Source organism: Acrocarpospora sp. B8E8, from assembly GCF_039871605.1.
GTDB lineage: Bacteria > Actinomycetota > Actinomycetes > Streptosporangiales > Streptosporangiaceae > Acrocarpospora > Acrocarpospora macrocephala.
Map to the genome: position 1 here is coordinate 1 of NZ_JBDPLV010000130.1, position 16,319 is coordinate 16,319.

Genomic DNA, 16,319 nt, shown 5'->3' on the forward strand with positions numbered 1-16,319 from the left:
ATCGCACCGTGACCGTCAAACGCGGCGGCCGGCCTGGCGGCGAATCACCGCACCCCGCACTGCTCCGCAGAAGCTTCATTTCCTCCGCCACCCAAAGGTGGGGGAATCCACGAAGGAGATCTGATGACCTATGTTGCCGCTGGCGACCGCTACGGGCCCATGCCGTACCACCGGACTGGGCGGAGTGGTCTCAAGCTGCCCGCCGTCTCGCTGGGGCTCTGGCACAACTTCGGCGACGACAAACCGCTCGACAGCCAGCGCGCGATCCTGCGCCGGGCGTTCGACCGTGGCGTGACCCATTTCGACCTTGCCAACAACTACGGGCCTCCGTATGGGTCGGCGGAGACGAACTTCGGGCGGATCTTCGCTGAGGACTTCCGGCCGTATCGGGATGAGCTCGTGCTTTCCACGAAGGCGGGCTGGGACATGTGGCCCGGGCCGTATGGGGAGTTCGGGTCGCGGAAGTATCTGCTGGCCAGCCTGGACCAGTCGCTGGCGCGGATGGGCGTGGACTACATCGACATCTTCTACAGCCACCGGTTCGATCCTGAGACGCCGCTTGAGGAGACGATGGGGGCGTTGGATTACGCGGTGCGTTCGGGGAAGGCGCTCTATGCGGGTATTTCGTCTTACTCGCCGGAGCGTACGGCGGAGGCCGCCCGGATCCTGCGGGAGATGGGCACGCCGCTGCTGATCCACCAGCCGTCGTATTCGATGCTCAACCGGTGGATCGAGGGTGGTCTGCTGGACACGCTGGAGGCAGAGGGTGTCGGTTGCATCGCGTTCTCGCCGTTGGCGCAGGGCATGCTGACCGATCGGTACCTCGGCGGTATTCCGGAGGGGTCGCGGGCGTCGCAGGGCAAATCGCTCGACCCGGGTCTGCTGACCGATGAGTCGCTTCGGCATGTCCGCACCCTGAACGAGATCGCCAAGCAGCGTGGCCAGACGCTCGCCCAGATGGCGCTGGCCTGGGCCCTTCGCGACAAGCGGGTGACCTCGGTGCTTATCGGCGCGAGCAGCGTGCAACAACTCGACGACAGCCTCTCCGCGGTCGAGCGCCTCGACTTCAGCGCCGAGGAACTCGACGCCATCGACAAGAACGCCGTCGAAGCCGGCATCGACCTCTGGCGCGGCTCCAGCACCAGCTGAAGAGCCCGGTTGATCGTCTTCGGCTGGTTGCTTCGGCCCGGTGAAGCACGCTCTTCATTGGGCCGAAGTGGGGTTATAGGGCGTTGTGGCGCTGGAGGTAGGTGAAGGAGGCCCAGCCGGGGAGGACGGGGAGCCAGAAGGTCATCAGGCGGAAGAGGAGGACGGCGGAGGTGGCGACGGTAGGGGGAAGGCCGGCGACGGTGAGGCCGATGGAGAGGGCTCCTTCTACTGCGCCCAGGCCGCCAGGGGTGGGGGCCGCGGAGCCGATGGCGTTACCGGCCAGGAAGACGACGGCGACGGCGGCGAAGCTGACTTCGCCGCCGAAGGCGCGGACGCAGGCGCTGAGGCAGGTGATGAACATCAGGGAGAGCAGGAGCGTGCCGCTGAGGGCTTCCACGATCTTGCGGGGGGACTGCAGCACGTCCAGCAGGCGGGGAATGACGCCGGAGAACAGGGACCTGATTCGGGTGGAGAGCATCCGGCGCAGGGGGCGGACGGCCAGGATGACGACCATGATGACGGCGAGGCCGAGCAGGACGACCAGGACCCCCCGGGATGGGGTCAGGGACGGCGCGGCCTGAGTTCCGGTCAGATAGCCGAAGAACAGCAGTAGCAGGATGTGGGAGATCAGGCCGACCAGCTGGGAGGCCCCCACGCTGGCCACCGCCGGACCTGGTGGGACGCCACGTTTCTGCAGGTAACGGGTATTGATCGCGACGCCGCCAACAGCCGCGGGCGCGACCAGCTTGACGAAGGAGCCGGCGAGTTGGGCGAGCACCGTCTGGCCGAGGGGCAACTGCTCTGGCACGAACCCCCGCAGCATCGCGGCGGCCGCCACGTAGCTGCCCACGGCGGCGACCAGAGCGACTCCGCCCCAGGCCCAGTTCGCGCTGGTCACGACCGTGACCAGGTTGACCTGGCTGAGCTGGGACAGCAGAAAGTAGGCGGCGAGGGCGCTGGCGATGATCGTGACGAGGGTCCGCGGGCGGAAACGTTCGAGGCGGACCTCTTGGACCTCGGCCTGCGGCTTCAGCGCCACGATGTGGTCGCGGATGGCGGGCAGCAGATCCTTGTCCTTGCGCGTGGCCGCTCGAGTGGCGCGGGCGAGGGCGATTCGCTGCAGCAGGGGCATCGCGGAAGCGAGCATGTCCGCGCCGAGCACGGCCGTCGCCGATTTGACCGAACGCTCGGGGCCGACGCGCAAGGCCAGGTAGGCCAGGAGTTGTGCGATGTCGAGGCGGAGCAGCAGGTCACCGGCGGCGATCTCGCCGCTGCGCGCATCCACCAGGACGATCCGGCCGTCGGCGCCGACGTGGATGCTCTCCCCGGTCAGGTGACGGTGCGCCAGGCGGTGGGCGTGCAGGAGCCGTACCTGCTCCCAGGTCTGGGCCAGGAGTTCGTCGTCGATCTCGTCGTCGCCGAGGTCGGCGAGCGGGCGGCTGTCCAGGTGTTCGTACGCGAGGAGGGCCGCTTCGGTGCCGACCTCGCTGGTGCCCAGGAGGCGGGGAAGGCTGGCGCCGGCGGCCTGAGCCGCGTAGGCCATGAGGGCTTCGCGTTCGAGTTCGGCGCGGAGGGAGCGGATGGCCCGGCGGCGGGTTTCGGTGTTCAGGCGGAGGCGTCGCCACAGGCGGTACATGACGCCGGCCACCTGGCGGTCGCGGTCGAGCACGGTGACGTCGAGGCGGCTCTGGTCGGCCAGGCCGACCACGTAACGGCGGCTGCCGGAGGTGTCGTCGTCGATGCGGCGAGCGCTTACCGGGCCGAAGCCGAGCCGGCGCAGGGCGGCGACGACCGCGCTGCCCGGGGGGCGAGTGTTGGCGCTGCCGATGCCGTACAGGGTGGCGTAGCCGACGGCGAGGCCGACGAGGTAGGTGACGATCGCGCCGAGTGCGGTGACTTTGGTGGCGGTGAACAGGGCGAACAGGTCGAGGGCGAGGGCCATCCAGAGCAGGGCGCGCCATTGCGGGCGGCGGGACATGCGGACGGCGGTGGCGTACGCGATGGCGGGGGTGAGGACGGTGTTGAGGGGTTCGACGTCGCGGCCGCCGGTGAGCAGCTGGTTGAGGTCGGCGGGGCCTGCGGCGATGAGCCACTCGTCCACCGCGTACGACAACAGGAGGGCCAGGATGGCGGCGATCAAGCCTTGGGCGATGCGCATGCCGTCGCGGTGGAAGACCCTTTCGACGGCGAATGCGACGGGGACCGCGAGGACGGCGATGCCGCCGAGCAGGCCCGCGACCGAGGACAGGAACGCGGGAGCGCGCCCTGTTCCAGCGGCGACGTCGTTTTCGAGGCCGTTGAGGGTGCTTTGCGCTACCAGGGCCAGCAGGACGACGGCGACCAGGGCGAGCAGGGTGAGGAGGAAGCGGATGGCATCCGAAGGGCGGCGGATGCGCTGGGGCAGCAAGGGCTCGACGACGAGGACGACTCCGTGATCCGGAGCCCCCACCGATTCGTCCTTCTCCTTGATGCCCCTCACCACCGTGATTCTCTGCGATCTTTATTACTAGTGTCCACAATCGAAGTCATGTGCATCGGCCCTCGTCGGTGAGGTGGCCCTGGTGTCCACTGCTTACCACTCTATGGAGCGGGCGCGGTAAGTGATCAGGCGAGAGAAGATCACCTCGTTCCGCCACTGAGTGACGACTCGCCGCTGTCGAGGCGGGCGCCGGACGGGGTCGCCCGGCATAGTTGATCAGTTGTTGTTGATCACTACATCGGAGGTCACGCTCGCGTGACCTCGGAGGATGTATATGCGCCTGCTCTTCACCGCCGTTCTGTCCCTGGGTCTTCATGCCATGAATCCCGCTGTAAGCGCAGCGAATGCCGTGTCGGAGGGGAGCCCTGGTTCTGAGTTGGCCGATGCTGTGTCTAGGAGCAATCTCGTCCGCCATCTCCGGGTATTTCAGGACATCGCGGATCGGAATGGGGGTAATCGAGCGGCTGGAACGTCTGGGTTTGACGAATCCGCCGAATACGTGCGAAGCCAGTTGACAGCCGCCGGTTATCAGGTCGTCTCCGATCCCTTCGAGTTCATGTATTTCAAAGAACTGGCCCCTGCCCAACTAAAGCTGACCGTCAAATACCCCGCCAACCCCCTCTCATCACCCTTCAATCGCCACTCGGTCGCACGCAAGGGCACGGGGCCAGGCACCGCATCGGACCCGAACGGACGTTTTGATCCGGGCACGAACACGACCCAAGGCCCAGGCGGGAGCCTGGGTCCACGCCCGGGGGGAAGTCTGGGTCCACACCCAGGCGGAAACTTCGGTCCGCACCCGGGAGGACGCTTGGGTGCGCACCCGGGCGAAAACCTCGGTCCGCACCCGGAGAGAAGCTTGGGTCCGCACCCGGCCGGAAACTTCGGTCCACACCCGGGCGGACGCTTGAGTCCACGAGCGGGCGGAAGTCTGGGCACGAGTCCGAGCCCGAACGGAAGCCCGGCGACGAGCACGGATCCGGAGCCAGGGTCGGCGATCAAGGTGACCACGCTGCGGTTTTCGGGGTCGGGGCGGGTGAGAGGGCCTGTTCGGGACGCGGGGACTGGCTGCAGGGTTAGGGATTTTGCGGCTTTCAAGGAAGGTGGAGTGGCGAAGGTCGTTCGTGGAATTTGCACGATTGACCTGAAGGTCAGGCATGCGGTGGCCGCCGGCGCGGTCGGAGTGGTGATCGTTAACGATCGTGAAGGCGACCTGCGAGGAGGGCTCAGTGGGCCGCGGGCTCATGTGCCGGTGGTTGGTGTCCGCAAGCAGGATGGCGATCTGCGGGGATACGCCGAGATTGTCACCTCGACGTTGAGCGAGCGCCGGGTGACCCGGAACCTCATCGTGCAGACCCCGCAGGGCCGTACCGATGAAGTGATCATGGTGGGGGCGCATCTGGATTCCGTACAGGAAGGGCCGGGGATCAACGACAACGGGTCCGGTAGTGCGGCTGTGCTGGAATTGGCGCTGCGGATGCGGCAGTTTCGGCCGGATCGGGCCGTGCGGTTTGTCTGGTGGGGAGCGGAAGAGCTGGGTTTGCTGGGGTCCAAGCACTACGTAGGAAACCTGTCCCAACAGGAACGCGAAAATATCGGGCTATATCTGAATCTGGACATGATCGCGTCTCCTAATAGTATTTATGGGATTTTCGATGGGGACGACTCCGATCGCGTCGGAGAAGGGCCAGGGCCGCGCGGCTCGGACGAGATCGAACGGACCTTCCAGGCGTTCTATGACAGTCGCGGTCTGCCGCATACCGGGGTGGATTTCACCGGCCGATCGGACTACGGCCCCTTCATCGAGGCGGGGATCCCCGCCGGAGGCGTGTTCACCGGGGCCGACGCACAGAAGACCGCGGAGCAGGCAGCCCAGTTCGGCGGTATCCCCGGCAAACCGCTCGATCCCTGCTACCACCTGGCCTGCGACACGATCAAGAACATCCACCTGGTCGCGCTCGACGTGAACGCCGACGCCATCGCCCACGCCGTGGCCGCGTACGCGTTCCAGGACCGGTGATGAAATTGGGATTGCGCGCGCTCGTACAGTTGACCCATGGAGCTGCGGGTTTTGGGGGCGTGTCCTCTTGATTGTCCTGACACGTGTTCGTGGGTGGTGACCGTACGGGACGGGGAAGCGGTCGAGCTCAGGGGTAACCGTGATCATCCGTTCACGCGGGGGGCGCTGTGCGTGAAGGTGAACCGGTATCTGGAGCACACCAAGGCCGCAGATCGCATCCTTTACCCCATGAAGCGGGTCGGTCCCAAGGGATCCGGGCAGTTCGAGCGGATCTCTTGGGACGAGGCGCTGGCCACGTGTGCCGCTCGGCTGACCGAGATCATCGATGAGCACGGCGGCGAGGCCATCTGGCCGTATCAGGGGACGGGGACTCTCGGGTACATCCAGGGCGAGACCGGAGAAGCCGGGCGGCGGTTCTGGAATGTGCTGGGTGCGTCTCAGCACGATCTGAACATCTGCTCCCGAGCAGGACGAGACGGACTTCGCTTCACGAACGGGACCGCGGCCGGGATGGACCCGGAGACGTTCGCGCTGTCCCGGTTGATCCTTCTCTGGGGCACGAACACGCTGACCAGCGGGCATCATTTGTGGAAGTTCATCCAGGATGCCCGCGCCGCCGGGGCACATGTGGTCGCCATCGACCCGATCCGCACCCGGACGGCGGAACAGGCCGACGAGCACCTGCCCATCCGTCCGGGCACCGATGGCGCGCTCGCCCTCGGCCTGCTCTATGTCGTGCTGGAGGAAGGCGCGGAAGATCGCGACTACCTGGAGAATCACACTCTCGGCTGGGATGAATTCAAGGCAGAAATCCTGAAATATCCGCCGAGTCGGGTGGCTGAGCTCACCGGGTTGCCCGAAGCCGACATCCGTTCTCTTGGCGTACGGCTTGCGCATACCCGCCCAACGGGCATCCGCGCCACGATGGGCCTGCAACGCCACAGAGGCGGCGGCTCGGCGATGCGCTTGATCGCCTGCATTCCGGGCGTCACGGGCGATTGGCGCTACCCGGGCGGTGGTGTCGCGTACTCCACCTCCCCGTACGTGCCCCTCGCCGTCGACCCCCGCGATGACCTGCTTCCCAGACCGGTACGCACCCTCACCATGACCCGCCTAGCTGACGAGCTGGACGAATCGGTCAAATGCCTGTGGGTGTACGCGGCGAACCCGATGGGCTCCACGCCTGACCAGAACCGCATCCGGCAGCGGCTGCTCCGCGAGGACCTGTTCACCGTGGTGATGGAACAGTTCCCCACCGACACCGTCGATTACGCCGATATCGTGCTCCCCGCCACCATGCAGACCGAGCACATCGATCTTCATTCCGGCTACGGTCACATGTATCTGCTGTGGAACGAGCCCGCCGTCGAACCTCCGGGCGAGTGCCTGTCCACCACGGAGACCTTCCGCCGCCTGGCCCGCACGATGGGCCTGACCGAGCCCTCCCTGTACGACTCCGACCTGGAACTGGCCGAACAGCTGCTTTCCGGAACTTCCGCCATCAATCTGGACCAGATCCGCAAGGACGGCTGGGCCCGGTTCGATGTGGCCACCCCCTTCGTCCCGTTCACCGAGGGTTTCCCCACCCCGAGCGGCAGGCTCGAATTCACCTCCGACAAGGCCGCGGCGGCGGGCCACTCCCGGGTCGCCACCTATGTGCCATCCAGGACGGCCAGCGAGCCCTCCACCCGGCTCACGCTGATCACCCCCGCCTCCCACACCTTCCTCAACACGATCTTCGCCAACAACCCAGAGCTCCTCCGCCGCTCAAAGGACCCGACCGTCCTGGTCCACCCCGGCGACGCCGCCACCCGCGGCCTGACCACCGGCCAGCCGGCCCGAGTCTTCAACGCCCACGGCGAACTCACCGCGAAAGTTGAAATAACCGACAAGGTCCGCCCGGGGGTCGCGGCCATCACGAAGGGCCGCTGGCTCAAGCTCTCCCCCGACGGCGCCAACCCCAACGCCCTCATCGAGGAGGCCGACGCCGACATGGCCAAAGGCCCGCTCTATCACGACAACTGGGTAGAAATCACGCCTGCCAACTCCATCCCGGCAGCCGCTGAAGCCTGACAGATCGCGCCGCTGAAGCTCCACGAAGCTGTTACGACAGTTGGAGCTTGAACCCTTCGTGTGAGGCGGTGAAGCCCAGCGCACCGTAGAAGCGGTGGGCTTCCGTGCGGCGTTTGTCGCTGGTCAGCTGGACCAGGGCGCAACCTCGGCGCTTGGCCCGGTCGATCGACCAGGCCACCATGGCGCGGCCGATGCCCTGATTTCGGTACGGCTCCGCGACGCGAACCGCCTCGATCTGGGCGCGTTCACCGCCGTTCCTGGAGAGACCTGGGATGAAGGTCAGCTGGAAGGTGCCGACGACCTCGCCGTCGATCTCCGCAACGACGAGTTCGTTGCTCGGGTCGGCGTCGATGGCGTCGAAGGCCGCCCAGTGCCCCGGCCCGATGTCCGGAGCAACGCCGCGTGAGCGCGCAATCGCATCGTCATTGAGCAAACCGACAACAAGCGGCACGTCTTCGCGGCGCGCGGGACGGAAAGTTAGGGCGGTCATGCGGAACAGCATGCCCGAACAAGAGCCGGTCGGCTCCCGAGGCGCGGTGTCCCCTCCAGGACGGACTTGCGAAACAACATGCCCGAACAAGAGCCGATCAGCTCCCGGGGTAAGGCGTCCCCTTCCAGGACGATCCTGCGAAACAGCACGCCCGAGCCGGGTCAGGGGCCGCTCAGGGACTTCCCCGATGTGAAGAAAGCAGCCGAGAAGGCACGCTGAAGATATGAACGAACTCACACGACGCGATGAAATGTCGCTGGCGGGGGCCGCGCTCCGCGGGGCTCCGTGGAAGGCCGCGGCCGTGACGGGAGGCGCCGTCGCGACGACCAGCCTGCTGCTGGGGCTGGTCACCGGATCGGCCGACCTGAGCTGGGCGCTCTGCGTGGGTATCACCCTCTTCTCGCTGGTGGCGGGAATCGGCGCGATCTCCAAGCCAGACGTCGGCGACCGGGTCACCCAGCAGGCACGACGCTGGTCGCTGCGGCACCCCTGGCGTTTCGCCCTGTACCCTGCCGCCGGTTCAGCGATCTTGATGTACCCGGTCCAGCTCATCCTCGACCGCGAGGGCGTCTTCGGGGCAGCCTGGGACGCGGCCTGGGGCGGCGCCATGATCTACCTGATCACGGCCCTGCTCACCCTCTCGATGCGCAGCCGCGCCAAGAAGAGCAACTAAGCCGAAGAAGACCCGTTAAGCCCAGCAAGACCCGTCAGATGAACGACCCGGAACGTTCGGCTTCGCTGCGACAGACGCAGAACTCGTTGCCTTCCGGGTCGAGCAGGGTCGCCCAGCCGGGCCCTTCCGGCTGACGGTGGTCCTCGTGGATCGTGGCCCCCAGCTTGAGCAACCGCTCGACCTCCTCATCCCGGGTACGCCCGTCATTGTTGGCCACGTCCAGATGCGTACGGTTCTTGACGGTCTTGCCCTCCGGCACCTTGATGAACAGCACATGCGGCGGACCCTGCGGGCTCTCCAGCAGGACCTCGTCGTCTTCCGGCGCCGAGTCCACGATCGGCCAGCCGATCGCCGCACTCCACCATTCGGCAAGCTCGTACGGCCTGGCGCAGTCAATCGTCACGGTATGAATCTCCATCATGCGCCCACCCAAGCGCACCACCGGAAATAGCGTCAAATGGGTTACTGGGCACCAAATGACACCCTTGACCAAGCCCGAGACGCCCCCCCGGCTAGTTCACGTCCCACCACATCGTCACGTACGTCTGGCGAGGCACCGGCCACTCGGCCACCTCGATGACTTCCGGAGCCCGCCCCGGATGGAGGCACAAGCGACGGCAGGCCGCGTCGGCCATCTCCTCGCGGGTTTCGTAGTGGGCGTCAGGGGCGAGGTGGGTTTCCTGGCGGATGTCGTACCCAAGAGAGCGGGCGATTCCGGCGAGGTCCTCGGATGTGGGGCGAGTGGGGCGTACCAGGCCGTGGAAGTGGGCCCAAAGCGGGTTGAGCCAGCTGGTCGGGTGGAGTTCGGGGAGTTCGAGGACGACGCGGGTGCGGGCGTGCCCGGTCAGTTCGGTGAGGAACGGCACGATATCGGGGACGTTGAAGACAACATGTGAACAAATCACCACGTCAGTGACTTCGGTCACGTCTGCCACGTCTGGCCAGCGGCCGAGGATCGTGGTCGCGTCCGGGGATCGGCGGGCGAGTTCGGCGAGCATGCCGGGATTCTCATCGACCGCGACCAGCCTCGCCGGGCGCAGCCGCAGGCTCGCGGCACCGGTGCCCGCCCCCACATCGAGCACGCTGCCGCCCGGGGGCAACGCCTCGCGGGAGCGCTCGTAGGTCGGACCCTTCGGCTCGGCCACCAGCCGGTCGGTTCGTTTCGCGAACCGTTCGACCCGGTGTGTCCACGGATCTACCGGAGCTTGGGCCAGGATCCGCGGCGGAATCCCCCACGACTCCAGCTCCGCCTTCCACCGTTTTGCCAGCTCATCCGTCTCCATAACGCAAGATAATCATGCTTAGTGGGTGTTACTGGCGGGTAGCATTCCAGTAGAGTTACTCACCGGTAGGAGACCCCCAGCCGTAGGAGTTCGTTATGGGCCACTACAAGAGCAACGTCCGAGATCTGGAGTTCAACCTCTTCGAGGTCTTCGGGCGTAAGGAGATCCTTGGTAAGGGCCCCTTCGCCGACATCGACGAAGAGACCGCCCGGAGCATCCTTGACGAAGTCAACCGGCTGGCCGTGGGGCCGATCGCGGCGTCATTTGAGGACAGTGACCGGCATCCGCCGGTGTTCGACCCCGCCACGCACAGCGTGACAATGCCGGAGAGCTTCAAGAAGTCCTACGACGCCTGGATGAACGCCGAATGGTGGCGGATGGAGCTCCCGGAGGCGCTTGGCGGCACGCCCGCGCCGCGGAGCCTCCAGTGGGCGGCCGGCGAGCTGATCATGGGCGCCAACCCGGCGGTGTGGATGTTCGGCTGTGGCCCCTCGTTCGCGCGGCTGCTCCACCTGCTCGGCACCGAGGAGCAGAAACGGTTCGCCGAGCTGGCGGTGGAACGGCGCTGGGGAGCCACGATGGTCCTCACCGAACCCGACGCGGGATCCGATGTCGGCGCAGGCCGTACAAAAGCCACAAAGCAGGCCGACGGGACCTGGCACCTCGAAGGGGTCAAGCGGTTCATCACCAGTGCCGAGCATGACATGGCGGAGAACATCTTCCACCTGGTGCTGGCCCGGCCGGAGGGCCATGGCCCGGGCACGAAGGGCCTGTCGCTGTTCCTGGTGCCCAAGTTCCTGGTCGATCTGGAGACCGGCGAGCTGGGCGAGCGCAACGGCGTCTACGTCACCAATGTCGAGAAGAAGATGGGCCTGAAGGTCTCCACGACCTGCGAGCTCACCTTCGGCGAGCGGCACCCGGCCATCGGCTACCTGGTCGGAGACGTGCACGAGGGCATCAAGCAGATGTTCCTGGTGATCGAGAACGCCCGGATGATGGTCGGCACGAAGGCCATCGCCACCCTCTCCACCGGCTACCTGAACGCCCTCGACTACGCCAAGAACCGGATCCAGGGCGCCGATCTCACCCAGATGACGGACAAGACCGCGCCACGGGTGCCGGTCATCGCTCATCCCGATGTACGGCGTGAGCTCATGCTCCAGAAGTCGTACGCCGAGGGCATGCGCGCCCTGGTGCTCTACACCGCCACCTTCCAGGACACCATCCAGCTGAACCCGCAGGACCGCCAGGCGGAGGAGATGAACGACCTGCTGCTCCCGATCGTCAAGGGTGTCGGCTCCGAGCGCTCCTACGAGCTGCTCACCCGTTCGCTCCAGACGCTGGGCGGGTCCGGCTTCCTGCAGGACTACCCGATCGAGCAGTACATCAGGGACGCCAAGATCGACTCCCTGTACGAGGGCACGACCGCGATCCAGGGCCTGGACCTGTTCTTCCGGAAGGTGCTGCGGAACCAGGGGGCCGCGCTCGGGTCGCTGATGGCCGATATCAAGGCGTTCGCCGGGTCGCAGGCGGGGAACGGGCGGCTGAAGGTCGAGCGCGCGCTGCTGGACCAGGCCGCCGACGACGTCAAGGCGATGGCGGACACGATGGCCGGCTGGGCGATCAGCTCGCTGGAGACGCCGAAGGAGGTCTACAAGGTGGGCCTCAACACCACCCGCTTCCTGATGGGGCTCGGCGACCTGATTCTCGGCTGGCTGCTGCTGCGTCAGGCGGAGGTCGCCCTCAACGCGCTCGGCGATTCGGACCGGGATCGGGACTTCTACACCGGGAAGGTGGCTTCCGCGACGTTCTTCGCGACGACCGTGCTGCCTAAGCTGGCCGCCGAGCGGCAGGTGCTGATGTCCACCGGCCAGGAGCTGATGGAGCTTCCGGAAGCGGCCTTTTAGAACCGGGAAGACCGCCGCTCCGATCGGAGCGGCGGTCTTCTCCTGACGTCAGAGCTGGTGTTGCACCGCGGCGCGGGTGGCCAGGATCGGCTTGAGGTAATCCGTGATCACGGCCAGGTGGGCGGGATGGTCCCGGTAGACGAGGTATCCGTCCACGTCGTCGAAGTCGGCGACGACCGCGAGGTCGTGGTTGCCCTCGTTGACGCCCGCGTCCACGCCGATCTCGTAGTGCCGGATCTCCGGGATGGCTCCCGGGAGTTTGGCCAGCTGGGCGGCGACGTCCGCCTTCTGCTCCGCGGTGGCGTCCGCGGTCCAGGCCAGCAGCACGATGTGCCGGAACATGTGTCTCCTATCAGGACTTATCCGAGGATTGCGGACAGGGTGGCTTCGTGGGTCTCCCGCAGCGTGGCGACCGGGATCTCGAAGGCGTTCTCGACGGCCAGCGACGTGCCGCCGGTGACGCCCAGACCGTAGCAGGGCACCTCGTTCCTGGCGCACAGCTCGGCCAGCGCAGCGAAATGCTGGGGTTTGACGCACACCAGCGCCCGCGCCGCCGACTCGCTGAACAGATCGACGAACGCGTCCTCACCAGGCAGCGAAACCGTCGCCCCGATGCCCTTGGGCAGGCACGCCTCGGCCAGGGCGATGGCCAGGCCGCCGTCGGACAGATCATGCGAACCCGCCAGCAATCCGCGCGTGGCCGCCGTGGTGAGCACGGTCGCCAGGGCACGTTCCTGCTCCAGCCGTACCTGCGGCGGGAGCCCGCCCAGATGGCCGTGCACCACATGCGCCCACTCCGAGCCGCCGAACTCGTCGGCGGTATCCCCGAGCAGGACCACGCGCAGCCCTTCGGCGGTGAACCCGGACGGCACCCGCCGGGCCACGTCCTCGATCACGCCGAGCACGCCCACGACCGGCGTGGGATGGATCGCCGCCGCGCCCGTCTGGTTATAGAAGGAGACGTTTCCGCCGGTCACCGGCACGCCAAGGGTCTTGCAGGCGTCCGCGAGCCCGCGCACGGCCTCGGCGAACTGCCACATCACCTCGGGATCCTCGGGCGAGCCGAAGTTAAGGCAGTTGGTCACCGCCAGCGGGGTCGCCCCGGTCACGGCCACATTCCGGTACGCCTCGGCCAGCGCCAGTTGCGCCCCCGCGTACGGATCGAGCTTGGCGTAACGACCGTTTCCGTCGGTGGCGAGCGCGATGCCGCGGGTTGTCTCGCTGGCTCCGGGCATCGACTCGGAGATGCGCAGCACGCCCGCGTCCGAAGGTTGGGCGAGGACGGTGTTGCCGCGGACATACCGGTCGTACTGGGAGGTCACCCACTCGCGGGAGGCGAGGTTCGCGGAGCCGAGCAGCTGGAGCAGGGTGGCGCGCAGATCGGCCGGGCGTGCCAGCTCGACGTGGGTGTTGAGGGCGGCCTGGCCGGCGGGCTCGTGGAAGGGCCGCTGGTAGACCGGGCCCTCGTCGGCGGCGGTTCCCGGGGGGATGTCGACGATGACCTCGCCGTCCCAGGTCATCACCAGTCGCCCGGAATCGGTGACCTCGCCGATGACGGTGGCGGGCACGTCCCACTTCTCGCAGATGGCCATAAAGGCGGGAATGTCGTCTGGGGTGACGACGGCCATCATGCGTTCCTGCGACTCGCTCATCAGGATCTCCTCCGGCCGCAGCGTCGGATCGCGCAGCGGGACGAGATTGAGGTCCACGGCCATGCCGCCGGTGCCCTTGGCGGCCAGCTCGGTGGTCGCGCACGACACCCCGGCCGCGCCGAGATCCTGGATCCCGACGACCACGTCGGCCTGGTAGAGCTCCAGGCAGCATTCGATCAGCAACTTCTCCATGAACGGATCCCCGACCTGTACGGCCGGCCGCTTGGCGTGGGATTCGTCCTCGAATGTCGCCGACGCGAGCACCGAGGCGCCGCCGATGCCGTCCGCGCCGGTCCGCGCGCCGAACAGCACGACCTTGTTGCCCGGGCCCGGTGCGGTGGCCAGCTTGATCTGGTCTTTCCTCAGCAGACCGACACAGAGCGCGTTGACCAGCGGGTTTCCTATGTAGCAGGGGTCGAACACGACCTCGCCGCCGATGTTTGGCAGACCCAGGCAATTGCCGTAGTGGCTGATGCCCTCCACCACGCCCGGCAGCACCCGGCGGGTGTCCGGCTGGTCGAGCCCGCCGAACCGGAGCGAGTCCATGACCGCGATCGGGCGGGCGCCCATCGACATGATGTCGCGGACGATGCCCCCGACGCCGGTGGCGGCACCCTGATGGGGTTCGACATAGGACGGGTGATTATGCGACTCGATCTTGAACGTGGCGGCCCAGCCGTCGCCGATGTCGACGACCCCCGCGTTCTCCCCCATGCCCACCAGGAGCGCCTCGGACGCCGGGGCCTTGGTGGCGAACTGCCGCAAATGCACCTTCGATGACTTGTACGAGCAGTGCTCGCTCCACATCACCGAATAGATCGCCAACTCCGACCCCGTCGGACGCCGGCCGAGGATCTCCTTGACCCGCTGGTACTCGTCCTCTTTCATGCCAAGCTCGGCGTACGGCATGTGCTCGTCGGGAAACTGGGATGCGCGCTTGACGCTGTCCACGGTCATGCGGTCACCAGCTTCCTGAGGATGGAGGCGAAGAAGCCCCGGCCGTCCACGCTCGGCGCGCCCGTCAGCTCCTCGACGGCGTGCTCGGGATGCGGCATCAGGCCGACGACGTTTCCGGCTTCGTTGCAGATTCCGGCTATGTCGTTGAGCGAACCGTTCGGGTTGCCGCCGATGTAGCGGAAGACCACCCGTCCGTCGCGCTCCAGTTCGGCCAGGGTTGCTTCGTCGGCGACATAGCGCCCTTCGCCGTGCTTGATCGGGAGCAGGATCTCCTGGCCTTCGGTGAACTGCCCGGTCCATGCGGTGGCGTTGTTCTCGACCCGGATGCCCTGGTCGCGGCACAGGTAGTGGAGCCCGGCGTTCCTGGTCAGCGCACCTGGCAGCAGGTGTGCCTCGCAGAGGATCTGGAAGCCGTTGCAGGTGCCGAGCACGGGCAGCCCCGCCTTCGCGGCCGGGATCAACTCCTCCATCAGCGGGGCGAACCGCGAGATAGCCCCGCATCTGAGGTAATCCCCGTAGGAGAACCCGCCCGGCAGGAAGACCGCGTCCACCCCCTTGAGGTCATGGTCCGCATGCCACAACGGCACAGCCTCGGCTCCGGCCAGCCGCACGGCTCGCGCCGCATCCTGATCGTCGAGTGTCCCGGGAAAGGTGACGACGCCCACCCGCATCACTTAGGGCCCTCCCAACGCACACGCAGCAGCCACCGACTCCGGTGGTCGGCAGTCTTCGGCGGTACGCCTCAGGCTATCGGACGCTCACCGAGCTCAACGCCCAGGGCATCCCCCAGCAAAGCAGGCCTGACCATGGCACATCGCCACGCCCGAGAGAGATGGAAGGGCAGACACGGCGAGTTTCCGGTCCCGGACGGTCTGACCGCGACGAGTCGCCGTTCCGCGAGAAATGGCGTGGAGCAACCGTGACGGGTTGGAGGTCCGGGAGATGGACGGGGCAGACGTGCTGAATTGTCGGTTCTGGGACAGGAGGGGGTGGTCAGACCGCGACGAGTTGGCGGTCGCGGGAGATGTGGTGGGCGATCGCGTCCTCGTCCCAGTCGAGTTCCTTGCTCAGGCGAACGGTGGTCCCGCTACCTGGGGTGATGTCGAAAGAAATCTCGTCCACCACGGACTGCATGATCATGATTCCCCGGCCGTTCTCCGTCTCCCCCGATGGATACTGCTGCGGAATCGCGGTCAGTCCATGTCCTCGATCCATAATGCGCAGTTCGCAACGCCAGTCATCGATTGCCGCCTGCACCTGGTATCGGGTCGCGGGTCCCCCATGTCTGACCGCATTGGCGCAAGCCTCAGAAGTAGCCAGCAAAAGGTCCGACACGCACTCCTCGGTCACGCCCAGCGACCGCAGGGCATCCCCGAGCACACGACGAACCATCGGGATGCCGATCGCATCACGCGGAAGAGCCAACGAGAACTCAATGTCCACTGGGGCCCTCCCTTCGACGTAGGTCACTAAGACGTGCTTCCCCAAAGGATCAGGCCTAATCGCAACCACGCGATCAAAATCACGCGCTTGTCATTCGCGCTTAACGCGCCAGCCTCACGGGAGGTCGAATGGTTGCCGTGATTGTTCCCACCCGCCCACCCTTGATTTGTTTCCGGAGCTGCCGCCCCGGCCC

The 16,319-nt window shown here is 66.6% G+C and carries 13 protein-coding genes; 5 read left to right on the forward strand and 8 right to left on the reverse strand.

The annotated features are described in order from the left end of the window. The first annotated feature begins 123 nt into the window (after positions 1 to 123). Positions 124 to 1,149 carry an L-glyceraldehyde 3-phosphate reductase gene (gene mgrA, locus ABGB08_RS52780; protein WP_347607533.1) on the forward strand — a complete coding sequence of 342 codons (1,026 nt, stop codon included), beginning with the start codon at positions 124 to 126 and terminating at the stop codon, positions 1,147 to 1,149. A gap of 73 nt (positions 1,150 to 1,222) precedes the next feature. Here the strand turns inward: mgrA and ABGB08_RS52785 are convergent, their stop codons facing one another. After that, positions 1,223 to 3,628, reverse strand: a complete 2,406-nt coding sequence (locus tag ABGB08_RS52785; protein WP_347607536.1) for a lysylphosphatidylglycerol synthase transmembrane domain-containing protein — start codon at positions 3,626 to 3,628, stop codon at positions 1,223 to 1,225. A gap of 556 nt (positions 3,629 to 4,184) precedes the next feature. Here ABGB08_RS52785 and ABGB08_RS52790 point away from each other — a divergent pair. Beyond that, complete coding sequence (locus ABGB08_RS52790; protein WP_347607563.1) at positions 4,185 to 5,648, forward strand: M28 family peptidase; 1,464 nt, start codon at positions 4,185 to 4,187, stop codon at positions 5,646 to 5,648. A gap of 36 nt (positions 5,649 to 5,684) precedes the next feature. Continuing rightward, entirely contained in the window at positions 5,685 to 7,721 is a 2,037-nt protein-coding gene (locus tag ABGB08_RS52795) for a molybdopterin-dependent oxidoreductase (RefSeq protein WP_347607539.1), read from the forward strand. A 31-nt stretch (positions 7,722 to 7,752) separates the two neighbouring features. Here ABGB08_RS52795 and ABGB08_RS52800 read toward each other — a convergent pair whose 3' ends face one another. Further along, the gene (locus ABGB08_RS52800; RefSeq protein WP_347607542.1) at positions 7,753 to 8,223 is read right to left on the reverse strand and encodes a GNAT family N-acetyltransferase; all 471 of its coding nucleotides are present in this window, start codon (positions 8,221 to 8,223) and stop codon (positions 7,753 to 7,755) included. 211 nt (positions 8,224 to 8,434) lie between these two features. Between ABGB08_RS52800 and ABGB08_RS52805 the strand changes: the two genes are divergently transcribed. Then, on the forward strand, positions 8,435 to 8,884 hold the full coding sequence (locus ABGB08_RS52805) for a hypothetical protein (protein WP_347607545.1): 450 nt from the start codon (positions 8,435 to 8,437) through the stop codon (positions 8,882 to 8,884). Between the two features lie 34 nt (positions 8,885 to 8,918). Here the strand turns inward: ABGB08_RS52805 and ABGB08_RS52810 are convergent, their stop codons facing one another. Both ABGB08_RS52810 and ABGB08_RS52815 read right to left on the reverse strand, forming a co-directional pair. After that, the gene (locus ABGB08_RS52810; RefSeq protein WP_347607548.1) at positions 8,919 to 9,287 is read right to left on the reverse strand and encodes a VOC family protein; all 369 of its coding nucleotides are present in this window, start codon (positions 9,285 to 9,287) and stop codon (positions 8,919 to 8,921) included. A gap of 109 nt (positions 9,288 to 9,396) precedes the next feature. After that, positions 9,397 to 10,167, reverse strand: a complete 771-nt coding sequence (locus ABGB08_RS52815) for a methyltransferase domain-containing protein (protein WP_347607550.1) — start codon at positions 10,165 to 10,167, stop codon at positions 9,397 to 9,399. A gap of 95 nt (positions 10,168 to 10,262) precedes the next feature. Between ABGB08_RS52815 and ABGB08_RS52820 the strand changes: the two genes are divergently transcribed. Then, a complete protein-coding gene (locus tag ABGB08_RS52820; RefSeq protein ID WP_347607553.1) occupies positions 10,263 to 12,074 on the forward strand; it encodes an acyl-CoA dehydrogenase in 1,812 nt (603 codons plus the stop codon). A gap of 48 nt (positions 12,075 to 12,122) precedes the next feature. Here ABGB08_RS52820 and ABGB08_RS52825 read toward each other — a convergent pair whose 3' ends face one another. The 4 genes from ABGB08_RS52825 to ABGB08_RS52840 form a co-directional block, all read right to left on the reverse strand. After that, entirely contained in the window at positions 12,123 to 12,416 is a 294-nt protein-coding gene (locus ABGB08_RS52825) for a Dabb family protein (protein WP_347607556.1), read from the reverse strand. A 17-nt stretch (positions 12,417 to 12,433) separates the two neighbouring features. Next, positions 12,434 to 14,683, reverse strand: coding sequence for a phosphoribosylformylglycinamidine synthase subunit PurL (purL, locus tag ABGB08_RS52830; protein WP_347607559.1), 2,250 nt, complete (start codon positions 14,681 to 14,683; stop codon positions 12,434 to 12,436). Beyond that, complete coding sequence (purQ, locus tag ABGB08_RS52835; protein ID WP_347607566.1) at positions 14,680 to 15,354, reverse strand: phosphoribosylformylglycinamidine synthase subunit PurQ; 675 nt, start codon at positions 15,352 to 15,354, stop codon at positions 14,680 to 14,682. The genes purL and purQ overlap by 4 nt, the downstream gene beginning before the upstream one ends. Before the next feature lie 322 nt (positions 15,355 to 15,676). Next, entirely contained in the window at positions 15,677 to 16,126 is a 450-nt protein-coding gene (locus tag ABGB08_RS52840; protein ID WP_155361160.1) for an ATP-binding protein, read from the reverse strand. Positions 16,127 to 16,319: the final 193 nt, after the last annotated feature.